Raw genomic sequence first — 21,180 nt, 5'->3', positions numbered from 1 at the left:
GCATATAGCGGCAGGACCCGCTGGCTTAAACCCCCAGCCTTTGCATGCCGCGGGATGCAGATTTGCGGATGCCGTCCGGAATTGCGGCTTGCACCTTCGGAGTGCAAAGAATATTGCGCGGCGATGAAACATTATTGCGCGGCCCGGTGGCGGTGCTATAAGAAACGCAAAATTCACAGGAGTTTCCGGCATGGTCACAACCCGTCTAGATCCGATTGATCGCAAGATTTTGTCGGAGCTTCAGGCCGATGGGCGGATGACCAACGTCGAGCTGGCCAAGCGGGTCGGCATCTCGGCACCGCCCTGCCTGCGCCGGGTGCGGGCGCTGGAGGAGGCCGGTCTGATTCACGGCTATCATGCAGATGTGAACGCCCGCGAGCTGGGGTTCGAGGTGCAGGTCTTTGCCATGGTGGGGCTGGAGAGCCAGGCCGAAGTGGAGCTGAGCGCCTTTGAGGAGAAGTGCCGCAGCTGGCCGCTGGTGCGCGAGTGCCACATGCTGAACGGCGAGGTGGATTTCATCCTGAAATGCGTCTCCCCCGATCTCAGCACCTTCCAGAGCTTTCTGACCAGCGAGCTGCTGACCACGCCGAATGTGGCCAGCGTCAAGACCTCGCTGGTGATCCGCGGCGCCAAGGATGAGCCGGGCGTGCCGTTCGAGGTGCTGGAGGAGCGGCTGGCCCGCGAGGCCTGAGCCAGCGCCGGCCCTGCAGGGCCGCATCCGCCGTGCGGTACAGCGTTCTTGATCCAAGTCATTGACGCGAGGGCGAAAACGCCGGATGCTGAAAGGGCGGGGCATGCCGGTACATCGGTTTGACCCGGTCGTTGTTCCGCCGACTGGAGGTATAACGATGGCAACTGTTCAGCAAATACTTGATGGCAAGGACAAGACGCTGCACACGCTTCCGCCGGAGGCCATGGTGGTCGACGCCCTGAAGCTGATGGCAGAAGAGGACGTGGGGTCGGTTCTGGTGATGTCCGGCGGCAGGCTGGCCGGGATCTTCACCGAGCGGCACTATACCCGCAAAGTCTTTCTGGCGGGCAAGACCTCGCCGACGACGCCGCTTGCCGATGTCATGGCAACCGATTTCACCAGTGTTGAGCCGGGGCAGAGCGCCGAGGCCTGCATGGCGCTGATGGTTGAACAGCATGTCCGGCATCTGCCGGTGCTGAAAGGCGGGCAGCTGGCCGGGATTGTCTCGATCGGCGATCTGATGAAGGCGATCATTGACGAAGAGCAGTTCAATGCCAGCCAGCTGGTGCGCTATGTCCGCGGGATGAGTTGACCGTCCGGCGCCAAGCCGGCGGCAGGGCCGCCGGCGGGGTGTCTACAGCAGGGTGCCTCCCGCGCTGCTGCCTTGGCTGTCGGCGCGCGGATACGCCAGCGGGCCAAAGTCCTGGATGCTGTCGGCATGGGCAAACAGGTTCAGGAACAGGGTCTTGATCGCATAGCTGGCGAGCTTCAGCGCATCCGGGCCCGGGTGATAGGATTCGAACTCCAGCCCGCCTGCATTGATCACCGCATGCCGGGGCAGGCACAGGTGGTACATGTCCACCGGCGTCGGCGGAGCGGTTTCAAAGATGCTCATGCCATCCTGGAATTCGGCAACCGGAGTCAGCAGCGGCCCCTGGCTGCAGCTTTGCATGTGCGGCGGCGTGCGCAGCAGCCGGGCGGCCGGGCCGGCGACCAGGCTGGAGGCCGGTTTCTGCAGGCCCAGGCTGTCAGCCATGAAGCTGGTGAGACGGTGGCTGCGGCCGCGCGAGCCGGGCCGGGCCGGCAGCAGGCTGGTGCGGCCGATCCACACCAGCGGCTGGCTGCCGCCGCCGCTGGTCAGGAGTTCGTCGCCGGGCAGCAGGTCCTCGACGGCCACCGGGCCGGTGGCGGTTTCCACCAGCGAGCCGCGGGAAAACGCGCAGAAGGCGTCCTCGAACAGCGGCAGCGCCGGGGCGATGTGGCGGGTTTCCGAGATGGCGCCGCTGGGCAGCAGGCTGCTGACCTCGAAACGCCGCAGCTGCGGCTTGGCGGCGGTTCGCAGCGCCGCCGGGTCCTGCAGGAACGCGTTGGCTTCGACGGCATTGGCTGCAGCCCTCTGCAGCGAGTGAGGGATGGTCATTACCGGACCTCTCCTTTCAAACTGCCCGTTTGCATCGGCCCCCACCGGCAACACAGACGCGCTTGAACGATCTATATGTGCCAAAATGGCGGGAATTTATTCGAATTGTCAAAAAATCTGAAGCAAACTGGTTAACGGCCGGCCTCTCGCCGCTGCGGGCTGGACCCAGCGGCAGGCCGGGTTGCAGGTAAGGTGATTCGGCTAAGGAAGCGTCAAGCCGGTCCCGGCATCTGCCAGGCCGGTTGGGTGCCCGGGCGGCGGCAACGGGCTGGCGCGGCTGCGCCAGTGCTGACCGCCGCCCGGGCACCCGTCCCCGGCGTTAACCCAGTTTTTGCTTGGGCGCCTGGCCGGCTTGGCGGCGTGCGGCAGCCCAAGGCAGGGTCACGGTCTCGCTCTTGGCGGAGCGGATGATGGAGGCAATGAAACGCTTGTTCATCTTCATGGTCGGTCTGTCCTTCGCCCTGCAGCTGCGCCCTTCTCCGGGGCGGCGGCTGGTTGTGTTGTTCTGACCTCTTTATGAGTAATCTTTGCGCCGCGAATATGGCCCGCCGGGGGCATTTTCAGAGCCGCGGGTTCCGCGGCTGGGATTGGCGGGCGGGGCAGGGCGAGGGGTTAACGGATTGGTTTATTTGGGAAAATAAATCCGCGCGAACGCGGTTTGCGCAGCGGACAGCAGCAATTGCGGCGGAATTTCAGAAAACCCGCCACAATTTGCGCGGTTAACGGGTGGTTAAAGCCGGATGCAGGAGATCAGGCGGCCGTAGTCGGCCTCTTTCGCGTGGGTCGCGCGGCGGTAGGAGAAGAATTTCTCCGGATCCGAATAGGTGCAGTGGCGGGTCCATTCCGCGGCGCTGACGCCGGCCTGGCGCAGCTTGTGGAGGCCCAGGCCCGGCAGGTCGAACAGGTAGCGGCCGCCCTGGCCATTGGCAAAGAAACGGGCGTAGCTGTCGTCCTGCATCATGAAGTCCTCAAAGAACTCGGGACCCACCTCATAGGCGCGCTGGGAAATGGTCGGGCCGATTGCCGCCGCAATGTTCTCGCGGCGGGCGCCGAGGCCTTCCATGGCGTCCAGCGTGGCTTCGAGCACCCCGTCCAGGGTGCCGCGCCAGCCCGCATGGGCGGCGCCGATGACCCCCGCTTCGGGGTCGGAAAACAGCACCGGCTGGCAGTCGGCGGTCAGGATCGACAGTGCCAGGCCCGGCACATTTGTCACCATCGCATCGGCGCGCGGACGCTCCTGCGAGGGTTCGGTGACGATCGCCACATCGGCGCTGTGGACCTGGTGCACCGCGCTCAGATGCTCTGCCGGCACCTCCATCGCCGCGGCAACGCGGGCGCGGTTGATTTGCACCGCCTCGCGCTGATCGGTGGAGCCCAGACCGCAGTTGAGGCCCCGGTAGACGCCGGAAGACGCGCCGCCCCTGCGGGTGAAAAACCCGTGCCGCACCGGGCCAAGCAGATCGGACGTGAGAATTTCAAGCGTCATGGGTTCAATCCTGGCGGAGGGGCGGCCTGCGACGGATAGAGGCCGAGCACTTTGAACAGGTTTCCCATTTCCTCCGGGTGCGTCAACCGCCGATGTGCGGCGATCAGGGTTTCCAGACCTTCGCCCGCCAGCGGTGCGGCCAGGGCGCGGGCGCGGTCGGTGATGCCCAGCCGCTCCAGGAATACCCCTTGGGGTGTGAGGCGGGTGAAGGCGCAACCATTGGATTTTGCGGAGATTGCCAGCGCTTCGAAATCCACATGCGCGGTCAGGTCGGCCTGGCCGGGATCCTGCAGCGGATCGGCGGGCTGATGCGCACGCAGCGCCTGCAGGGTGTCCCCCAGCGCCCGCCAGTCGCCGTAGTCCACGATCAGCGCCGCGCCGCCATGGGAAGCGATTCGCGCGGCGATGGCATCGGTGACGGGGCCTGCGGCTTCGCAGAGTTCGACCACATCGCCGTCGCGGGTGTCCTGCAGCCGGTGGTCCAGCGCGGGCTGCTGGGCGGCGGCCTCAAGGCCGAAGCTGAGCGCGCCGTCCTTGAGGCCGATGCGCTTTTCGCTCCAGTGATCCCCGCTGCGGATGAACTGGCGGATGGGCAGGGCGTCGAAGAACTCGTTTGCCACCATGAACAGCGGCTGGTCCGGCAGATCCGTGACGCTGTCCAGCCACTCGGGGGCATAGCCCTCCAGCGCCTTGGCCTGTGCCGCGCGCAGGGCCGGAGAGGCCTCAACCAGGCGGATTTGCATGGCGGCGTGAAACCCCGGCACGCCGCGGGTGGCGCGCAGGAGGTCCGCCATCAGGGTGCCGCGGCCCGGGCCGAGTTCTGCCAGGGTAAAGGGGGCGGGCGATCCCTGGTCCAGCCAGCTTCGCGCCAGGGCGAGCCCCAGCAGCTCGCCGAACATCTGGCTGATTTCCGGCGCGGTGGTGAAATCGCCCTGAACCCCCAGCGGGTCGCGGGTGGTGTAATAGCCGAACTGCGGGTGCAGCAGGCAATCCCCCATGTAGTCCGCCACCGAAATGGGGCCGTCTTCCCGGATGCGGGCGGTGAGGTGGGCCAGCAGGGTCATGCGGCGCTCCGGGCGGATTGCCGGGCGCGGATCAGGAAGTAGAGCCCGATCGCGATCATCGGCAGCGACAGCGCCTGGCCTTGTGTCAGGCCGATGCCATCAATGTGCCAGGCCAGCCCCAGCGGGTTGCCGGGGGTGACGAACTGCGCGTCCGGCTGACGGAAGAATTCGACGATGAACCGGGCCAGGCCGTAGCCCGCCAGGAACACGCCCAAGAGCCGGCCCGGGGTGTGGAAGGCGCCCCGCCGCCAGGCGAGGTACAGGAGCAGCGCGCCGAGGATCAGCCCCTCCAGAATGGCTTCATAAAGCTGGGAGGGGTGGCGGGCGCAGAGCTCTCCCAGCGCCTGGCCGCAGTCCTGCGCGGCCTGGCCGGGGAAGGCGACGCCCCAGGGCAGGTCGGTCGGGCGGCCCCACAGCTCGGCATTGATGAAGTTGGACAGCCGCCCCAGCAGCAGCCCCGGCGGCACCGTGTGGGCGACCAGGTCGGCGATCTGCAGTTTCGGGATGTTGTGGCGCGCGGCATAGATCAGGGTGGCCAGCACCACGCCGATAAGGCCGCCATGAAAGGCCATGCCGCCCTGCCAGATCTTCAGGATCTCCGCCGGGTTCGCCAGGTAATAGCCGGGCTGGTAGAACAGCACGAAGCCAAGCCGCCCGCCCAGGATCACTCCTAGGATGATCCAGGTTAGCAGATCCTCGACCTGTCCGGGCCGCATCGGCGGCTGGCTGGCGGGCCACAACGCGGGGCGGCGCAGCGCGGCCACTGCCAGGCGCCAGGCAATGACGATGCCAACGATGTAGGCCAGCGCATACCAGCGCAGGGCAAATTCGAAGCTGCCGATGGCAATCGAGAAGATCTCGGGCGAGAGGTCGGGGAAGGGGATCAGGGCCTGCATGTGCGACTGAATGCCTTTGCGGGTTATGGGAAGTCAACGGCTTGCCGCCGCGGCTTTGCTTGCCCATATAGGAGACAACCCCGAGACGGAGAAGAACATGCAGACCCGCAACAAGATCCTGGACGATATTTCGCAGCTGATGACCAATGCGATGGGCGTGGCCCAGGGCGCCAAGGATGAGGCGGACACCGCACTGAAAGGCATGATCGACCGCTGGCTGGCCGACCGTGATTTTGTCACCCGCGAGGAGTTCGACGCGGTGCGCGCGATGGCTCAGAAGGCGCGCGAGGAAAACGAGGCGCTGAAGGCGCGGCTGGATGCGCTGGAGGCGAAAGACAAAGCCTGAGCCTTGGACTGGCGGGCAGGCTGCCCGCCCGGCGCTGAATTGAGGCCCGCCGCTGAGGGATCTGCGGCGGGCTTTTTTGTTTTGAGAGAATTGCTACCTTGCTAGAACAGGTTGAGGCTGTTCCCGGCAAAGGAAGTAACATGCGTATCACTGTTGCATTTGATGAGCTGGGAAAGGATGAATTGCCACCGCTGGGAGAGGCGTTCTGGCTGGCAGATATTCCGGCTCATAGGGCCTATGCCGAAAGTCTCTGGAAGCATGAAGCAGGCGTGCCGAACAGCGCATTGTTTGCAGTGCCCCGCAGCGGGGCGCCACTAGCTGGGCTGTTCGAGCAGTTCGAGCAGGTTGAAGTCCACTTTCCCGAATGGAGTGAAGTTCTGTTCGCCAGAACTGACCTGACGCTTGAGCATTCTGCGTATTTTGCGGACCGCGGCTTTGCTGCTGAAATTGTACGAAGCGGTTTTATTGTGCGCCGGTCTGCGCACAGCGCATAGCTGCTCTGTGGTGCAGCAAGCAAAAACAGGTCGCTTTCTATCCGCCGGGTCGAAAACCGTCCAGCGCCTGCAGTGTAGTCGAGTACATGCTGCCTCAGCTGCTTGAAGAGGAGTGTGGCATGGTTGCGGTCTATTCGGTGCCCAATGCGTTCAGCACGCAGGAATGCGCGGAGATTTTGCGGAAAGTGGAGGCGGAGCCGGACAGTGAGGCGCGGCTGGTGGGGCAGACCCGCGATCACAACCTGCGCCGGGCCAGCGTGGTGTGGCTGGATGACGTGCCGGGCACCGGCTGGGTGATGGACCGGCTGATCTCCGTGGTGCGCCGGGCCAACCGGGAGCAGTTCGACTTTGACCTGCGCGAATTTGCCGAGAGCCCGCAGGCTGCCAGCTACCGGGAAGAAGACAACGGCCATTTCGCCTGGCATTCCGACATCGGCGACGGGCCGGTGGCGGGCAAGCGCAAGCTGACGCTGGTGGTGCAGCTGAGCAAGCCGGGAGCCTATGACGGCGGCGAGCTGGAGATCATGCCCGGCGCCCATGTGGTGGCCGCCAGCCGGGTGCAGGGCAGCTGCACGGTGTTTCCCAGCTTCCTGCTGCACCAGGTGACGCCGGTCACCCGCGGCGAGCGCAAGTCGCTGACCGTCTGGGCCCACGGCCCCGCCTTCCGCTGAGCATCCTGCCGGCCGGTCCCGCCTGCCGGCAGCTGAATATCCCGCCACGCTTTCAGGGCAGGATCCGCCTTGTTTGCGCAAAATACCGTTTGCTCTGCTATACTGGTGCCGGGCTGCTCCCAGGGCGTCCGGGTGTTTAGCGGGGGACAGGTACGATGACGGCACAGAACGGCTATATGCTGATTGCGGATATATCCGGGTATACCCAATTCCTGACCTCCTCCGAGCTGGACCACGCCAACCCGATCCTGCAGTCGCTGCTGCAGGCGGTGGCGGAGCAGGTCGGCGATCCGCTGCACTTCTGGAAACTGGAAGGCGACGCGGTGCTGGCCTATTCGACGCGGGCCGAGCTGGTCTCCGGCGATCTGCTGCTGACGTTCTGCGAGAACCTCTATAACGCCTTTGCCGCCCGGCGGCAGGATATCGTGGCCAACACCACTTGCCCCTGCCGCGCCTGCGCCAACGCGGGCGGGCTGGATCTGAAGGTCATTGTCCACTACGGCGCCTTTGACGAGATGCAGGTGGGGCCGGTCAAGGATCTGTCGGGCGCCGACGTGATCCTGGTGCACCGGATGACCAAGACCGAGGCCGCGGCGGAAACCGGCGTGCGCAGCTATGCGCTGTTCAGCGATGCGGCGGTGCAGGCGATGCATCTGGAGGCGGCGATGAAGCCCTATTCGCAGCCGATCGAGCATTTCGGAGAGGTGTCCATGCAGGTCTATGACCTGGCCCGCGCCTGGGACCGGTTCCGGGCCGGCCAGGACCGGGATTTTCTGGAGGAGGCGGACGGGGTCTGGACCTACCGGCGCCGGTTCAAGGCCGCGCCGCAGCTGGTCTGGGAGGCGCTGACCGCGCCGGAGTTCAAGCTGCGCTGGATGGATCAGGTCAGCACCATGGAGATGGAAAACCCTGACGGCCGCCTGGGGGCCGGGTCGGTGTACCACTGCGGTCATTCCCTGGCGGAGTTTGTCTACCGGGTCACCGACTGGCAGCCGTTCGAGTATTTCTCGACCCGGATCAAGGACCCTGGCCGCGAAGGCATCGAATTGCCCGAGACCTATCATCTGACGCAGGTGGAGGACGGGACCGATCTGCGCTATACCATCGGCCGGGCCTATGACAGCGCGGGCAACCGGTCCGAGGTGTCGGAGCAGGAGGCGGTGGGGTTCCTGTCGGAATTCTGGCCGGTCTCCTTTGATGCGCTGGAAAGGCAGCTGGCGCTGCCGTCCTGACAGCGGCCGGCTGGTCCGGCTCCCCGAAAAATTGCCCTGGACACCGCGGCGCGCTGGCGTTTTGCGGGGCGGTCGGGGTTTACCTCCGCTGATATCCGCATCATAGTCACGATGCCGGCATTTTGGGGTCTGTGGATAGTTCATCCACAAGTTATTGCAGATATCCCCAAAATAAAGGTTGCCAGATCATGAATTCAGGCCCACCATATCTAGTATGGGAGCGGGGATGCCTCCCCGGCCCGTAGCGCAAAAAGCTAGCTATTGGGTGCCTCTGTGCCTGGTGTGCTAGGCAATAAAGAGAGGTGGCATCATGGCACTATCCGAGCTTCACCTGGAAGAAGACATCCATCCCATCGACATCGTCGAGACCTTGGCGTCGCGCCATGACTGGGACTTCGACAGGGTCGGCGATGACCAGATCGCCATGTCGGTGGAGGGGCAGTGGCGCACCTATTCGCTGACGCTGGCCTGGTCGGGCTATGAGGAATGCCTGCGGCTGGTCTGCAGCTTTGAGATGGAGCCGCCGGAGGCGGAGCTGCCGCGGCTGTATGAGCTGATCAACGAGATGAACGACCAGTGCTGGGAAGGCTCCTTTACCTATTGGGCCGACCACAAGCTGATGCTGTTCCGCTATGGCCTGATGCTGGCTGGCGGCCAGATGGCCAGCCCGCAGCAGATCGACGCGATGCTGAACGCGGCGGTGGCCAATGCGGAGCGCTATTATCCGGCGATCCAGCTGGCGGTCTGGGGCCAGCGCAGCCCGAAGGAAGCGATGCAGGTCGCCATTGCAGAGGCCTACGGCCGGGCGTAAACCTTGCCCTGAACCTGAGATTTAGGGGAGGGGCGAAAGATGGATATGCAAGAGATTGCCGCACGCGGCCTGGTGCTGCTGGGCTGCGGCAAGATGGGATCGGCGATGCTGGCCGGCTGGCTGGAGGGCGGCTTGCCCGCCGCTTCGGTCTGGGTGATCGACCCGCACCCCTCGGACTGGCTGAAGGGCACCGGCGTTCACCTCAATGCGGAGCTGCCCAAAACGCCGGGCATCGTGCTGATCGCGGTGAAGCCGCAGATGATGGGCGAGGCGCTGCCGACGCTGCAAAGCTATGGCAACGGCCAGACGCTGTTCATTTCGGTGGCCGCGGGCACCTCGATTGCGACATATCAGGACATTCTGGGGGCAGAGACCCCGATCGTGCGGGCAATGCCGAACACCCCCGCCGCGGTGGGCCGCGGCATCACCGCGCTGATCGGCAATGCCCACGCCGCGCCCAAGGACCTGGAACGCGCCGAGGGGCTGCTGCAGGCCGTCGGGCAAACCGTGCGGCTGGAGAACGAAGACCAGATGGATGCGGTGACCGGCGTCAGCGGCTCTGGCCCGGCCTATGTGTTCCACCTGATCGAGACGCTGGCCGCGGCGGGCGAGGCGCAGGGGCTGCCGGCGGAACTGGCGATGAAGCTGGCCAAGGCCACCGTGGGCGGCGCCGGTGCGCTGGCCGAGGCGGCAGAGGACAGCCCCAGCCAGCTGCGCATCAATGTGACCAGCCCCAACGGCACCACCCAGGCGGCGCTGGAGGTGCTGATGGATGAGCAGGATGGCTTCCCGGCGCTGCTGAAGCGCGCGGTAGCGGCGGCAACGGACCGGTCCAAGGAGCTGTCGCGTGGCTGAGATTACTTTTGACGACTTCCTGAAGGTCGACGTCCGCGTCGGCGAAATCGTGCGCGCGGAGCCGTTTCCCGAGGCGCGCAAGCCGGCAATCAAGCTCTGGGTCGATTTCGGGGCTGAAATCGGCGTAAAAAAGAGCTCAGCGCAGATTACGGCGCATTACATGCCGGAAACGCTGGTGGGCAAGCAGGTTCTGGCCGTCGTAAACTTCCCGCCGCGGCAGATCGGCAAGTTCATGTCAGAGATCCTGGTTCTGGGCCTGCCGGATGAAAACGGAGAGATATTCCTGGCGGGTCCCGATGGAAAGGTCCCGCTGGGCGGGAGGATGCACTGAGATGAAAATCTGGATTGCGCGGCCGATGACGGCAGCGGTCACGGCACGGGCGCGGGAGGCCTTTGCCGATCTGGAGATCCGCGAAACCAACGCGGTGATGAGCGAGGCGGAGATGCTGCGCGCGCTCAGCGACTTTGACATTGTCGTGCCGACGCTGGGCGACAAGTTCACGGCGGAGATCTTTGCCAAGGCGGGCACGCCGCGCTGCAAGCTGCTGGCCAACTTCGGGGTCGGCTACAACCACATCGACGTGGAGGCCGCGCGGGCGGCCGGCGTCGAGGTGACCAACACGCCGGGCGCGGTGACCGATGCCACCGCCGATATCGCGATGACGCTGATCCTGATGTCGGCGCGCCGCGCCTCGGAAGGCGAGCGGATGCTGCGCAAGGGCGATTGGGAGGGCTGGCACCCGACCCAGATGCTGGGCCTGCACGCCACCGGCAAGCGTGTCGGCATCGCCGGCATGGGCCGCATCGGCCAGGCGATTGCGCGCCGCTGCCACTTCGGCTTTGGCATGGATGTGTCTTACGTGGCGCGGTCCGAAAAGGAGTTGGACTTCCCGGCGGACCGGGCGGAAAGCCTGACCGCAATGGCGGGGCAGGTGGATTTCCTGGTGGTGGCGGTGCCGGGCGGTGCCGAGACCTATCACCTGATCAACGCCGAGGTGCTGAACGCGATGCAGCCCCATGCGCATCTGATCAACATCGCCCGCGGCGAAGTGGTGGAGGAGGCGGCGCTGATCGACGCGCTGCAGAACAACCGCATCGGCGGCGCGGGGCTGGATGTCTATGAGTTCGAGCCGAAGGTGCCGCAGGCGCTGATCGACCTGGATAACGCGACCCTGCTGCCGCATCTGGGCACCGCCACCGAAGAGGTCCGCAGCAACATGGGGCATATGGCGCTGGACAATGTGGCCGCATACCTCGCGGGTGAGGCGCTGCCCAACCGGGTCTGAGGTTCTGCCTGCACAAAAAAAAGCCGGGGGCGCTGCCCCCGGAACCCCCGGGGTATTCAGAACCAGAAAGAAGCAGCTGCCTTAGCGGGCGGCTGTTTTGTCTTTTGCCGTGTCCCCGGTGGCCTCGCGCCAGTGGCGGCGGCACAGCGAGACATAGGTCTCATTGCCGCCGATCTGCACCTGGTCGCCCTCGGTCATGACACGGCCCTGATCGTCCTGGCGCACCACCATTGTGGCCTTCTTGCCGCAGTGGCAGATGGTGCGCACCTCGCGCATTTCATCCGCCAGTGCCAGCAGGGTGGCGGAGCCGGGGAACAGGTTGCCCTGGAAGTCCACCCGCAGGCCGTATGCCAGCACCGGCACCCGCAGGTCATCGACGACGCGGGCCAGCTGCCAGACCTGCTCCGGTTCCAGGAACTGCGCCTCGTCGACAAAAATCGCCGCCACCCGTCCGCGCGCCAGGCGCTGTTCGATGCGCTGGTACAGGTCGTCGCCGGCCGAGAACATGTCCGCCTGCTCGCCGATGCCGATGCGGGAGGCGATTCTGCCCGCTCCGGCCCGGTCATCCAGCTGCGCCGTCAGCAGGTAAGTGTCCATGCGGTTTTCGCGGTAGTTGTGCGAGGCCTGCAGCAGAACCGTCGATTTGCCCGCGTTCATGGTGGAGTAGTTGAAATAGAGCTTGGCCATGGCGGCGGGTTTACCCGGAGGCGCGCGCGGGGAAAACCGGATTCGCGCAGGAATTCCCCAGGCGGTGGCCGATTGGCGTCAGGCTGGAAGGCCTCCCGGGGCTGGCGCGGCCGGGGCGGAACAAAAACCCCTGTAGAACAGCCATCGCCAATAGCCCCGGAAGGCGCAAGTTCCGGGCAGACCAATTGCCCTGACGCAGGACGTCACTCACCCGTCCTGCTTTGCACCGGACAACAGATGCCTATTGCATCATGCCACTCGCTAAATCCCTGAAAACCTGAGGGATGGATAAGGTATCGCAATTCCTCTACAACTCAGAAATGGGAAATTAACCGGTTCGTTCCCCATGGGGGCGGCGGGCAAGCCAGGTAGGAAGTATATGGCTGAAATCGGGACGTATCTGAAGAAGCACACCGAAGCGCTGGTGAAGGATGTCGGCATCGAAGCTGCCTGCCAGATCACCGGCAAGTCCAAGGCGACACTGGGGCGGTATTACTCTGACAACGCCGAGCACGCGGACCGGTTCATGCCGGTGGATGCGGTGGCCAAGCTGGAAGGGGCGGCGTCATATCCGCATGTGACCTCGGCGCTGGCGGATCTGAAGAACATCACGCTGTCCTACAATGGCAACGGCAGCGCCGAGGAGACCGGCCGCAGCGGCGGGGTGAACTCGGACGTGATCGCGCTGAGCCAGCGGTTTGCCCAGCTGATGAGCGAATACCAGGCGGCGATCGAGGACGGTATCATCACCGTCAACGAGGCCAAGCGGCTGTTGCGGGAAACCGTGCTGTTGCAGCAGGTTCTGCTGGATATGAAACTGCACCTGGAAGAAGAAAGTGCCTGAACCCCTTGACCTGAGCGACCTGCCCGCTGTCGCGGCAGGGGAGCTGCACCCGATCGATGTGGACGCGCTGGCTGCACCAGGCGATCCGCGCCATCCGCCGCGCATCCTGCTGCTGTATGGCTCCCTGCGTGAGGTGAGCTATTCCCGCAAGGCTGCGGAAGAGGCGGCGCGGGTGCTGCGCAGCTTGGGCTGCGAGACGCGGATTTTCGATCCCTCCGGCCTGCCGCTGCCGGACGATACCGGCGCGGCGGAGCATCCCAAGGTGGCGGAGCTGCGCGATCTGGCGGTCTGGTCCGAGGGCATGGTCTGGTCCAGCCCGGAACGCCACGGTGCGATGACCGGCATCATGAAGCTGCAGATCGACTGGCTGCCCCTGTCGCTGCAGGGAGGGATCCGCACAACCCAAGGCAAGACGCTGGCGGTGATGCAGGTGTCCGGCGGCTCGCAAAGCTTCAACGCGGTGAACCAGATGCGCATCCTGGGCCGCTGGATGCGGATGCTGACCATTCCGAACCAAAGCTCGATCCCCAAGGCCTGGCTGGAATTCAGCGAGGGCGAGCGCCTGCCGGAGGGCCCGTTCTACCGCCGTCTGGTGGATGTGATGGAGGAGCTGGTGAAGTTCACCTGGCTGGTGCGGGGGCGCAAGGGCTATCTGGTCGACCGCTACTCGGAGCGGGTGGAAAGCGCCGAAGAGGTGCACAAGCGGGTGTCGCAGAAGTAATCTGAGCAGATCACTGCACCTGAATAGAGAAAGCCCCGGCGCTGCTGCCGGGGCTTTTTTGCATGTCAGATCAGCGGTATCAGCGGGACATCGCAGGCGGCCAGCAAGAGCAACGCGGTGACAATCAGGGGCAGCCGCATTCAGGGGCTCCTTTTCAGATCATTGCGGTTGCCGCCAAGTCTGCCCCGCTGCTGCAACCGCGGCAAGTGCTGCCTCTTTTGGCAGGCGGGAAAATGCGCGGTTTTTCAGGAAGCTGCGGCGCGGCGCGCTGTTAAAGACTCAGGGAGCGGCGGGCCTGGCGTTTAGGCATTTGTTAAGGCTCATTTGTGCCGCAATTGAGCCTCGAAGTTACCGCCAGACACAGATTTCCCGCGGAAACAGGGGGAATTGCTGCCTGTTATCCTAACGGAAAACATAAGGTTTTCCGGTGTTTTGAACTGAATTTTCTGAAAATCGAGGGTGAGCGTTAAGAAAATAAGGGGTTTTGCCGCTGCGGCTGATGCACGCGGGGCGGGTCTTAATCCTTTGTTAATCCTGTCGCATTCTGCCCATCTTTCTGCCAGCGCGGCACCGCAGCAAGCCGCATTCCAGCCTCAGGACTCACCCACCATGGCGGTGTGGGAAAATGGAGTGGGTCATGAGACGATTGCTAGAAATTGCCGCCGCTGTCTTGATGGGGGTCGGTGCCGGAACTGCCGCCGCGGACGGGCAGCGGGCGCCGGTGCAGTCCGTCCCCGGATGGGAGGCGGTGGGCCGCCTGAACATCGGCGGCCGAAGCATGTGCACGGCCAGCCTGATTGCCCCGGACATGGTGCTGACTGCCGCCCATTGCATGTATGACATCCGCACCGGCCGCGCGGTGAACCCGCGCAGCGTCAAATTCGAGGCGGGGCTCAATGGCCGCCAGTCGAAGGCCTCGCGCAGGGTGTCCAAGGCGGCGATCCACGCCGGTTACCGGCACGGGCAGACCGGGCAGTTCCAGACCGGCACAGATATCGCGGTGCTGCGGCTGGAGCGTCCGATCAGCGCCGATGTGGTGCGCCCGCTGGCGCTGGCCGCCGCTCCGGAGCGGGGCGCGCGGGTCGACGTGATGTCCTACTCGCACAGCAACGCGAGGTCGCCCAGGCTGCAGACGGCCTGCCAGGTGCTGGTGGCCCGCCAGAGTTCGCTGATTACCTCCTGCAGGGTCGATCTCGGCGCCTCCGGCTCACCGGTGCTGCAGACCCTCCCGGGCCGCGCGCCGCGGCTGGTCTCGGTGATCTCCTCCAAGGCGCGGATGGGCGGCAAGGGCGTGTCGCTGGCTGCGCCGCTGGGTCAGTCGCTGCAAACGCTGATGCGTCAGGCAGGCTGACAGCACGCACCCGTGGCATTTCCTGATGCTGTCAAACGGTTGCGGCAGAACGTGAAACAGCCCCGGCGAAGTCCCGGGGCTGCTTGCCTGGCGGCAGGGCTGCCCGCGTCTACTGGCTGCTGAGGCGGACCTCCTCCAGCGGGTAGGCCAGGCTGTCCTGGGCCTCCCAGTTCAAGTGGCAGCCGGCACAGAAGCTTTGCTGGATACCCATTTCCTGGCCATCGGGCATGAGGGCTCCATAAAGCCAGTCACCGGCCTCCGGCGCTTCACCTTCGGCCAGCTTGGTCATGATGAACAGGGGGCCGGGAACCGCGTTGCCGTTCTCAATTGTGAAGCTTTCCTTGGCCAGGACCGATCCGGCCGGCATCTCAAAACCTTCTTCTGCAAACTTCAGGTATTGCTCCGCGGCGGTCTCATTGGCGAAGGTCTGCAGGTACCGGTCTCCATGCGGTCCGGGCTGGGCGGGCCGGGCGGAGGTCACCTGCCAGGAGCGGAACTCCGAGCCGACGGGATCGCCGTTTGCGGTATAGCCTTCGGCCATTTTTGCCTCGATGCATTCATAGATTTTGACGACGGCCTCGGCCTCAAGGGCGGCCGGGTCGCCCTCTACCGGGCAGTCCTGGGCAAATGCGCCGACGGGAGCCAGGGTCAATAGTCCTGCGGCAATACTCAATCGGTAAGTCATGGCCTTTCTCCCTGAGCTGGAAGTTACGGATCATGGGGTGCCGTTCAGGGTCGCACAGAATGGGGAGGGGCAGCGGTCAATACTCAACACGGCTGCGTGACGGGGAGGGGGCGCCAAACAAAAAGCCCCGGGCGCTGCCGGGGCTTTTCAACGTTGCGGAAAGCGTCTGAGCGCTGGGGCCTACCCTTGCAGCGATTTCACCTCGACGTCCCCTTCGGCCTGGGCCTTGATGGCGCGCGCGGCGGCGTTGGCGCCGGCGGCGGTGGTGAAATAGGGGATCTTGTCATAAAGCGCGACGGAGCGCATTTCCTTGCTGTCCTCGACCGCCTGGGCGCCCTCGGTGGTGTTCATCAGCAGCTGGACGTCGCCGTCCTTCAGCATGTCGACCACGTGCGGGCGGCCTTCATAGACCTTGTTCACCAGCTCGCAGGCCACGCCCTGGCCGTCCAGCCAGGTCTGGGTGCCGCGGGTGGCAACCAGGGTAAAGCCTTGCTCTACCAGGATCTGCGCTGCCTCGAGCATCAGCTTACCCTTGTCGGCATCCTTGATCGAAATGAAGGCGCGGCCCTTGGACGGCAGCTTCATCCCGGCGCCCATCTGCGCCTTGAGGAAGGCGCGGGCAAAGGAGCGGTCCCAGCCCATAACTTCACCGGTGGAGCGCATTTCCGGACCCAGGATGGTGTCGACGCCCGGGAAGCGGGCAAACGGAAGCACGGCTTCCTTGACCGAGAACCAGGGCATGTCCGGGTCCGCCAGCGTCATCGGGTCGGCGATCGGCGTGTCGACGTCGTAGCCTGCATCGGGCCCGTAGGGCGGGCGCAGCGGGAAGTTCGTCAGCGGCTCGCCCGCCATCACCCGGGCGGCGATGGAGGCAATGGCGCTGTCGGTTGCCTTGGCAACAAACGGCACGGTGCGCGAGGCGCGCGGGTTCACCTCGATCAGGTAGATTTCGCCGTCCTTGATCGCGAACTGCACGTTCATCAGGCCAACCACGTTCAGCGCCTTGGCGAGCGCAAAGGTCTGCTCCTTGATCTGTTCGATCACCGGCTTGTCCAGCGAGTAGGGCGGCAGCGAGCAAGCCGAGTCACCGGAGTGCACGCCGGCTTCCTCGATGTGCTGCATGATGCCTGCCACATGCACGTCCTTGCCGTCGCAGATTGCGTCGACGTCCAGTTCCACCGCGCCGGCCAGGTAGCTGTCGAGCAGCACCGGGCTGTCGCCGGAGACCACCACCGCCTCGGCGATGTAGCGCTTGAGCTGGTCCATGTCGCGGACGATTTCCATTGCCCGGCCGCCCAGAACGTAGGACGGGCGGATCACCAGCGGGAAGCCGATTTCACCTGCGATTTCCAGCGCTTGTTCGTCGGTGGAGGCAATGCCGTTCTTCGGCTGCTTGAGGCCAAGCTTGTTGACCAGGTCCTGGAACCGCTCGCGGTCCTCGGCCAGGTCGATGGCGTCGGGGGAGGTGCCCAGGATCGGGATGCCTTCCTCTTCCAGCGCGTTTGCCAGTTTCAGCGGGGTCTGGCCGCCGAACTGCACGATGACGCCGTGCAGGGTGCCGTTGTCCTGCTCCACCCGCAGGATTTCCATCACGTGCTCGAACGTCAGCGGCTCGAAATACAGCCGGTCCGAGGTGTCATAGTCGGTCGACACCGTTTCCGGGTTGCAGTTGATCATGATGGTCTCATAGCCCGCATCGGTCAGCGCAAAGCAGGCGTGGCAGCAGCAGTAGTCGAACTCGATGCCCTGGCCGATCCGGTTGGGGCCGCCGCCGAGGATGACGACTTTCTTCTTGTCCGATGGGCGCGCCTCGCATTCGACGTCGCCGAAGGCGGGGGTCTCGTAGGTCGAGTACATATAGGGGGTCTGCGCCTCGAACTCGGCGGCGCAGGTGTCGATGCGCTTGAACACGGCGTTGACGCCCAGGGCGCGGCGGGCCTTGCGGACCTCAGCCTCCTTTTGGCCGGTCAGCTTGGCCAGGCGGGCGTCGGTGAAGCCCAGCATCTTGAGCGCGCGCAGGCCGGCCTCATCCGACGGCAGGCCGCCGGTGCGGATTTCGGCCTCGGCCTCGACGATTTCGCGAATGCGGGCCAGGAACCAAGGGTCGAACTTGGTGACGGCCTGGATTTCGTCGTCAGACAAGCCGTGGCGCATTGCCTGGGCGATGGTGCGCATCCGGTCGGGGGTCTGCTTGCCGATCGCCTTGATCACCGCGGCCTTGTCGCCCGCCGGTTCCCAAGCATCGGCGCCGACACCTTCGATGGCGACTTCGTCAAAGCCGGTGAGGCCGGATTCCATCGAGGCCAGCGCCTTTTGCAGCGATTCATGGATGGTGCGGCCGATCGCCATCGCCTCACCCACCGACTTCATCGCGGTGGTCAGGTAAGGCTCGCTCCCTGGGAATTTCTCAAAGGCGAATTTCGGGATCTTGGTGACGACATAGTCGATGGTCGGCTCGAACGAGGCCGGGGTCACCTTGGTGATGTCGTTGTCCAGCTCATCCAGGGTGTAGCCAACCGCCAGCTTGGCCGCGATCTTGGCAATCGGGAAGCCGGTTGCCTTGGAGGCCAGCGCCGAAGAGCGGGACACCCGCGGGTTCATCTCGATCACAACCATGCGGCCGTCGGCGGGGTTCACCGCCCACTGCACGTTGGAGCCGCCGGTTTCCACGCCGATCTCGCGCAGCACGTTGATCGAGTGGGTGCGCATGATCTGGTATTCTTTGTCGGTCAGCGTCAGCGCCGGGGCGACGGTGATCGAGTCGCCGGTGTGCACGCCCATCGGGTCGACGTTTTCGATGGAGCAGACGATGATCGCGTTGTCCGCCTTGTCGCGGACCACTTCCATCTCGTATTCCTTCCAGCCCAGCAGGCTTTCGTCGACCAGGATCTGGTTCACCGGCGAGGCATCCATGCCGGAGCGGCAGAAGTGGATGTAGTCGTCGCGGTTATAAGCCACACCGCCGCCGGTGCCGCCGAGGGTGAAGGCGGGGCGGATGATTGCGGGCAGGCCGATCTCATCCAGGGCTTCCAGCGCGATGCGGACGCCTTCCTCCAGGTCGGCGGTGCCGTTTTCCCGCTTGGGCGCGGTGACGATGGTGGCCTTGGGGTTCTCGATGCCGAGCCGGTCCATCGCTTCGCGGAACAGCTTGCGGTCTTCGGCCATCTCGATGGCGTCGCGCTTGGCGCCGATCATCTCAACGCCGAATTTCTCCAGCACGCCCATCTCTTCCAGCGCCAGCGAGGTGTTGAGGCCGGTCTGCCCGCCCATGGTCGGCAGCAGCGCGTCGGGGCGCTCTTTCTCGATGATCTTAGCGACCACTTCCGGGGTGATCGGCTCGATATAGGTGGCGTCGGCGAGCCCCGGGTCGGTCATGATGGTGGCCGGGTTGGAGTTCACCAGGATCACCCGGTAGCCCTCTTCGCGCAAGGCTTTACAGGCCTGGGCGCCGGAGTAGTCGAACTCGCAGGCCTGCCCGATGACGATCGGACCGGCTCCGATGATCATGATCGACTGGATGTCGGTTCTTTTGGGCATGGCCATATTCCTTTGGTTGACGCGCGGGCAGCTTTGAATCACGGGCGCTGGCGTGCGCCCAAATTGTCCTGCGTTATAGGGACCGCGCCGAAAGGTTCAAGGGGTATCGGAAACGGAATTGGAAATGCCGCATCCACCCCTTTTGTTCGCATAGCGAACAGATATATGTGGGGGCAAGAAACTCGCGGAGACTTTTTCAGTGCGGATTCGCTTTGACCGGGGCCCCAAGGGGGCCGGCACATGCTTTGACCAGCCGCTGCGCGTGATCCGCGCGGACGGGCCGGAAGAGGTGCCTGCCGCGCTGGCGGCGCTCGACGCTGCGCGAGATGCCGGGCACTGGCTGGCGGGCTATGCGTCGTATGAGCTGGGATATGCGCTGGAGCCGAAGCTGGCTGCGCGGATGCCAAAGGACCGGCGGCTGCCGCTGATCTGCTTTGGGGTTTATGAGGAACCGCTGCCGCAGAATACTGAGGGCAGCGCCCGGCCCTGGGAGGGGGCGAAAGCGCCCTCCCGTGGGGAGGGTCGGGCGCTGCCCGGCCTGCAGCCGGGCTGTGCCGGTTTGGAAGGAATTACACCCCGCTGGAGCTATGAACGCTATGCCGAAGCCTTCGCGGAGGTGAACCGCAATATCGGCAAGGGCGACATCTATCAGGCCAACCTGACCTTCCCGATTGATGCGGATGCCTACGGCACCGCTGAAGAGCTTTATGCCGCGCTGCAGGCCCGGCAGGCGGTGGGCCACGGCGCGCTGGTCCAGCAGGACGGTCTGCCGGACCTGCTGTCGCGCTCGCCGGAGCTGTTCTTCCGCACCGGTGCGGAGGGCGTGATCGAAACCCGGCCGATGAAAGGCACCCAGCCGCGCAGCGACGATCCGGTCGAGGACGCCCGCCGCCGCGACTTCCTGCGCCAGGACGAGAAGAACCGCGCCGAGAACCTGATGATCGTGGACCTTCTGCGCAACGACATCAGCCGCGTGGCACAGACCGGATCGGTGCATGTGCCGGAGCTGTTTGCGGTGGAAAGCTATGCCACCGTGCATCAGATGGTGTCTCTGGTGCGGGCGAAACTGCGGCCCGATGCCGGGCTCGCAGATATTTTCACCGCGCTGTTCCCCTGCGGCTCGATCACCGGCGCGCCGAAGATCCGGTCGATGGAGATCCTGGCGGAGCTGGAGCCCTGGGCCCGCGACATCTATTGCGGCACCATCGGCTGGGCGGCGCCGGACGGCGCGTCCGAGTTCAACGTGGCGATCCGCACGCTGATGCTGGAAGAGGGCCGCGCAACACTCAACGTGGGCGGCGGCGTGGTCTGGGACAGCACCGCGGAATCGGAATATGAGGAAGCGCTATGGAAAGCCCGGTTCGCCCGCGTGACGCCCTCCAGAACGATTCCGCTTTCCGCCTGATCGAAACGCTGGGCTGGCATCCGGGTGAAGGGTTCCGGAATCTGCAGCAGCACTTGGCCCGGATGGGGCGCAGCGCAGCGGCGTTTGGCATTCCCTTTGAACCTGATGAGGCGCAGGCGGTTCTGACTGGGGCCGCCGGAGATGCACTGCTGCGCTGCCGGCTGACGCTGGATGCGGCTGGCAAATTGGAGCTGACCACAGCACCGCTGGGAAACAACCCGTCTGAATGGCGCCTCGGCATTGCGGAGACCCGGCTGGAGGCCGGTGACCTCTGGCTGCAGCACAAGACCACCCGCCGCGCGCTCTATGACACCGCGCGGGCAGCGCTGCCGGCGGGCGTGGAGGAGCTGCTGTTCCTGAACCAGCGCGGCGAGGTCTGCGAGGGCACCATCACCAATCTTTTCGTAACCCGCCAGGACGGGCAGATGGTGACACCGCCGCTGAGCTGCGGCCTGCTGCCGGGCGTTCTGCGCCAGACGCTGCTGGAAAGCGGAGGGTGCCGGGAGCAGGTGCTGAGGGTACAGGACCTGCACGATGCGAAGGCCATCCACGTGGGCAACTCCCTGCGCGGTCTGATCCCGGCCCGTCTGGTGTAAGGGGCTGAGCGCTCCCGCGGGCGGGCGCCGCCTGGCTGGCGCCAGCCAGCGCTTGCCCTTGGGCCCGGCAGCGCGCCTGCGGCGCGCTGCGGTTGCCGCAGA

23 protein-coding genes are annotated in these 21,180 nt (G+C 65.0%); 15 read left to right on the top strand and 8 right to left on the bottom strand.

The features are described 5' to 3' along the window. The first annotated feature begins 190 nt into the window (after positions 1-190). Both ACFMBG_RS10735 and ACFMBG_RS10730 read left to right on the top strand, forming a co-directional pair. Complete coding sequence (locus ACFMBG_RS10735) at positions 191-691, top strand: Lrp/AsnC family transcriptional regulator (RefSeq protein ID WP_027234840.1); 501 nt, start codon at positions 191-193, stop codon at positions 689-691. Between the two features lie 157 nt (positions 692-848). Continuing rightward, a complete protein-coding gene (locus ACFMBG_RS10730) occupies positions 849-1,283 on the top strand; it encodes a CBS domain-containing protein (protein ID WP_421054686.1) in 435 nt (144 codons plus the stop codon). A 42-nt stretch (positions 1,284-1,325) separates the two neighbouring features. Here ACFMBG_RS10730 and ACFMBG_RS10725 read toward each other — a convergent pair whose 3' ends face one another. From ACFMBG_RS10725 to lgt, 5 genes are all read right to left on the bottom strand, one after another. Beyond that, the gene (locus ACFMBG_RS10725; protein WP_421054685.1) at positions 1,326-2,111 is read right to left on the bottom strand and encodes a Hint domain-containing protein; all 786 of its coding nucleotides are present in this window, start codon (positions 2,109-2,111) and stop codon (positions 1,326-1,328) included. Positions 2,112-2,430: 319 nt separating this feature from the next. Continuing rightward, positions 2,431-2,553, bottom strand: a complete 123-nt coding sequence (locus ACFMBG_RS10720) for a hypothetical protein (RefSeq protein ID WP_421054684.1) — start codon at positions 2,551-2,553, stop codon at positions 2,431-2,433. A gap of 288 nt (positions 2,554-2,841) precedes the next feature. After that, positions 2,842-3,597: a peptidoglycan editing factor PgeF gene (gene pgeF / locus ACFMBG_RS10715; protein WP_421054683.1), complete on the bottom strand. Its 756-nt coding sequence runs from the start codon at positions 3,595-3,597 to the stop codon at positions 2,842-2,844. Next, positions 3,594-4,661: a class I SAM-dependent methyltransferase gene (locus ACFMBG_RS10710; protein WP_421054682.1), complete on the bottom strand. Its 1,068-nt coding sequence runs from the start codon at positions 4,659-4,661 to the stop codon at positions 3,594-3,596. Before ACFMBG_RS10710 ends, pgeF begins: the two co-directional genes overlap by 4 nt. Then, on the bottom strand, positions 4,658-5,557 hold the full coding sequence (gene lgt, locus ACFMBG_RS10705) for a prolipoprotein diacylglyceryl transferase (RefSeq protein ID WP_421054681.1): 900 nt from the start codon (positions 5,555-5,557) through the stop codon (positions 4,658-4,660). Before lgt ends, ACFMBG_RS10710 begins: the two co-directional genes overlap by 4 nt. A 97-nt stretch (positions 5,558-5,654) precedes the next feature. On the opposite strand from lgt, the gene ACFMBG_RS10700 reads away from it, so the two are divergent. From ACFMBG_RS10700 to ACFMBG_RS10665, 8 genes are all read left to right on the top strand, one after another. Then, the gene (locus tag ACFMBG_RS10700; protein ID WP_421054680.1) at positions 5,655-5,903 is read left to right on the top strand and encodes an accessory factor UbiK family protein; all 249 of its coding nucleotides are present in this window, start codon (positions 5,655-5,657) and stop codon (positions 5,901-5,903) included. A 140-nt stretch (positions 5,904-6,043) separates the two neighbouring features. Further along, positions 6,044-6,397: a hypothetical protein gene (locus ACFMBG_RS10695; RefSeq protein ID WP_421054679.1), complete on the top strand. Its 354-nt coding sequence runs from the start codon at positions 6,044-6,046 to the stop codon at positions 6,395-6,397. A 119-nt stretch (positions 6,398-6,516) separates the two neighbouring features. Beyond that, on the top strand, positions 6,517-7,068 hold the full coding sequence (locus ACFMBG_RS10690; protein WP_421054678.1) for a 2OG-Fe(II) oxygenase: 552 nt from the start codon (positions 6,517-6,519) through the stop codon (positions 7,066-7,068). A 155-nt stretch (positions 7,069-7,223) separates the two neighbouring features. After that, positions 7,224-8,300 (top strand): DUF2652 domain-containing protein, encoded by a 1,077-nt coding sequence (locus ACFMBG_RS10685; protein WP_421054677.1) that lies wholly within the window; start codon positions 7,224-7,226, stop codon positions 8,298-8,300. Between the two features lie 310 nt (positions 8,301-8,610). Further along, positions 8,611-9,111 (top strand): type III secretion system chaperone family protein, encoded by a 501-nt coding sequence (locus ACFMBG_RS10680; protein WP_421054676.1) that lies wholly within the window; start codon positions 8,611-8,613, stop codon positions 9,109-9,111. A 39-nt stretch (positions 9,112-9,150) separates the two neighbouring features. Then, positions 9,151-9,966, top strand: coding sequence for a pyrroline-5-carboxylate reductase (gene proC, locus ACFMBG_RS10675; RefSeq protein WP_421054675.1), 816 nt, complete (start codon positions 9,151-9,153; stop codon positions 9,964-9,966). Next, positions 9,959-10,297 carry a tRNA-binding protein gene (locus ACFMBG_RS10670; RefSeq protein WP_421054674.1) on the top strand — a complete coding sequence of 113 codons (339 nt, stop codon included), beginning with the start codon at positions 9,959-9,961 and terminating at the stop codon, positions 10,295-10,297. Before proC ends, ACFMBG_RS10670 begins: the two co-directional genes overlap by 8 nt. Position 10,298: 1 nt before the next feature. Then, positions 10,299-11,252, top strand: a complete 954-nt coding sequence (locus ACFMBG_RS10665; protein WP_421054673.1) for a 2-hydroxyacid dehydrogenase — start codon at positions 10,299-10,301, stop codon at positions 11,250-11,252. 81 nt (positions 11,253-11,333) lie between these two features. On the opposite strand, the gene ACFMBG_RS10660 is transcribed toward ACFMBG_RS10665, so the two are convergent. Further along, entirely contained in the window at positions 11,334-11,939 is a 606-nt protein-coding gene (locus tag ACFMBG_RS10660; RefSeq protein WP_421054672.1) for a thymidine kinase, read from the bottom strand. Between the two features lie 379 nt (positions 11,940-12,318). Here ACFMBG_RS10660 and ACFMBG_RS10655 point away from each other — a divergent pair, with 379 nt between their 5' ends. The 3 genes from ACFMBG_RS10655 (at position 12,319) to ACFMBG_RS10645 (ending at position 14,855) form a co-directional block, all read left to right on the top strand. Continuing rightward, entirely contained in the window at positions 12,319-12,783 is a 465-nt protein-coding gene (locus ACFMBG_RS10655) for a hypothetical protein (RefSeq protein ID WP_039134831.1), read from the top strand. Next, positions 12,776-13,504, top strand: a complete 729-nt coding sequence (gene arsH, locus ACFMBG_RS10650; RefSeq protein WP_421054671.1) for an arsenical resistance protein ArsH — start codon at positions 12,776-12,778, stop codon at positions 13,502-13,504. Before ACFMBG_RS10655 ends, arsH begins: the two co-directional genes overlap by 8 nt. Positions 13,505-14,141: 637 nt before the next feature. Further along, the gene (locus ACFMBG_RS10645) at positions 14,142-14,855 is read left to right on the top strand and encodes a trypsin-like serine peptidase (RefSeq protein WP_421054670.1); all 714 of its coding nucleotides are present in this window, start codon (positions 14,142-14,144) and stop codon (positions 14,853-14,855) included. Between the two features lie 109 nt (positions 14,856-14,964). Here the strand turns inward: ACFMBG_RS10645 and ACFMBG_RS10640 are convergent, their stop codons facing one another. Continuing rightward, the gene (locus ACFMBG_RS10640) at positions 14,965-15,540 is read right to left on the bottom strand and encodes a cytochrome P460 family protein (protein WP_421054669.1); all 576 of its coding nucleotides are present in this window, start codon (positions 15,538-15,540) and stop codon (positions 14,965-14,967) included. Positions 15,541-15,720: 180 nt separating this feature from the next. Beyond that, entirely contained in the window at positions 15,721-19,077 is a 3,357-nt protein-coding gene (gene carB / locus ACFMBG_RS10635; protein WP_421054668.1) for a carbamoyl-phosphate synthase large subunit, read from the bottom strand. 199 nt (positions 19,078-19,276) lie between these two features. Here carB and ACFMBG_RS10630 point away from each other — a divergent pair, with 199 nt between their 5' ends. Both ACFMBG_RS10630 and ACFMBG_RS10625 read left to right on the top strand, forming a co-directional pair. Further along, entirely contained in the window at positions 19,277-20,482 is a 1,206-nt protein-coding gene (locus ACFMBG_RS10630) for an aminodeoxychorismate synthase component I (RefSeq protein WP_421054667.1), read from the top strand. Beyond that, positions 20,425-21,078 carry an aminotransferase class IV family protein gene (locus tag ACFMBG_RS10625; protein ID WP_421054666.1) on the top strand — a complete coding sequence of 218 codons (654 nt, stop codon included), beginning with the start codon at positions 20,425-20,427 and terminating at the stop codon, positions 21,076-21,078. Before ACFMBG_RS10630 ends, ACFMBG_RS10625 begins: the two co-directional genes overlap by 58 nt. Positions 21,079-21,180 lie beyond the last annotated feature (102 nt).

This window comes from Leisingera coralii (assembly GCF_049056525.1).
Lineage (GTDB): Bacteria > Pseudomonadota > Alphaproteobacteria > Rhodobacterales > Rhodobacteraceae > Leisingera > Leisingera coralii.
The sequence above is the reverse complement of the archived record's forward strand: the minus strand, read 5'-3'. Positions and strand labels throughout refer to the sequence as shown.